Raw genomic sequence first — 1251 nt, 5'->3', positions numbered from 1 at the left:
GGAAGGGAAGGGAAGGGAAGGGAAGGGAAGGGAAGGGAAGGGGTGGGGTGGGATGGGGTGGGGTGGGGTGGGGTGGTGGTTTACTCCAATAAAGGTGGGTCGCATATGATGAATTTCGTAACGGGAGCTGAGTGTGACGAATTTTTTGTTCTTCAAAAGTGTAGTTTTTGCATCTTGGGCGGCCTTTTTGTTTGGTTTTTCTTTGAACTCATTTGCGGGATATAGGGATGATCGACTTGTGGTTTGGGTGAACCTGGAGAGAGGGGGCAAGGGGTTGAATGTTGATGAGGTAATTCATGATTTCATACATTCAGGTCGAGTTGATTCAAGTTGCGGCGTGCGCTGGGAGCAGTGGGGGTCAACCTTGTATATGAGGAAGCGCCCTGATGGAATTACTGATGATCTGATTCGAAAGGTTTTTATTGAAAAAGACAGGCCATCGCTTCAGCGTTTGAATCACTTGCTAAAATCGTTCAAAGATCCCGAAATTGGGGCGGATGAAGGATTGGATGGCGTCGTGGTTTACTCCAGCAAAGGTGGGGCTCGCATGATGAATTTCATAAGAGGTAGGAAGAAGATCAAAAGCTACTCGTTGGCTTCGAACAATTCCTTGGTTAAGGCTCAAGATGTCGAAGAAGCGTTTTGCGTGCTTTTGCCTCCCACAACCCGCGCGCCGTAGAGCTTTCGATCGCTCCACGGGTCGTGCGAGCAACTAGCGCGGTATTGACACCGGCTGCCGCGAGGCAAATACTTCACCGAATGGTTGAGTATTTTTGGCTCGCCCGCCGCGCGTCCACCGCGCAATGGGCTTCACAGGAGACTCCCATGCTCGGAAACATCAACGCCGTGGCCAACCTCGCGGTGAAAGACCTGGCCGTGGCGCGCCGCTTCTACGAAGACACGCTGGGCCTGACACAGGTCGATGCGCAAGGCGAGGAGGTGATCGTCTATCGCAGCGGCACTACGCGGATCAACGTCTACCGCTCCTCATTCGCCGGCACCAACCAGGCCACGGCCGTGACCTGGTCGGTCGATGGCGATATCGAGCGGCTCGTGGCGGCGCTCAAGGCCAAGGGCGTGCGCTTCGAGCACTACGACATGCCCGGCATGAAGCTCGAAGGCGACATCCATGTCATGGACCACATGAAGGTCGCCTGGTTCAAGGACCCGGACGGCAACATCCTCAACCTGATCAACGGCTGATGAGGATGCCGCGGCCGAACCCGGTCAGCCGAAGTTCTTCGCCGCGAA

At 54.9% G+C, this 1251-nt stretch carries 2 protein-coding genes; both read left to right on the top strand.

Features of this window, described 5'->3' with window-relative positions:
• The first annotated feature begins 133 nt into the window (after window positions 1–133).
• Window positions 134–679 carry a hypothetical protein gene (locus PMI12_RS29030; protein WP_157632289.1) on the top strand — a complete coding sequence of 182 codons (546 nt, stop codon included), beginning with the start codon at window positions 134–136 and terminating at the stop codon, window positions 677–679.
• Between the two features lie 146 nt (window positions 680–825).
• Window positions 826–1203, top strand: a complete 378-nt coding sequence (locus tag PMI12_RS26155; RefSeq protein ID WP_007838749.1) for a VOC family protein — start codon at window positions 826–828, stop codon at window positions 1201–1203.
• Window positions 1204–1251 lie beyond the last annotated feature (48 nt).

This window comes from Variovorax sp. CF313 (genome assembly GCF_000282635.1).
In the GTDB taxonomy this organism is placed as follows: domain Bacteria; phylum Pseudomonadota; class Gammaproteobacteria; order Burkholderiales; family Burkholderiaceae_C; genus Variovorax.
The sequence above is the reverse complement of the archived record's forward strand: the minus strand, read 5'-3'. Positions and strand labels throughout refer to the sequence as shown.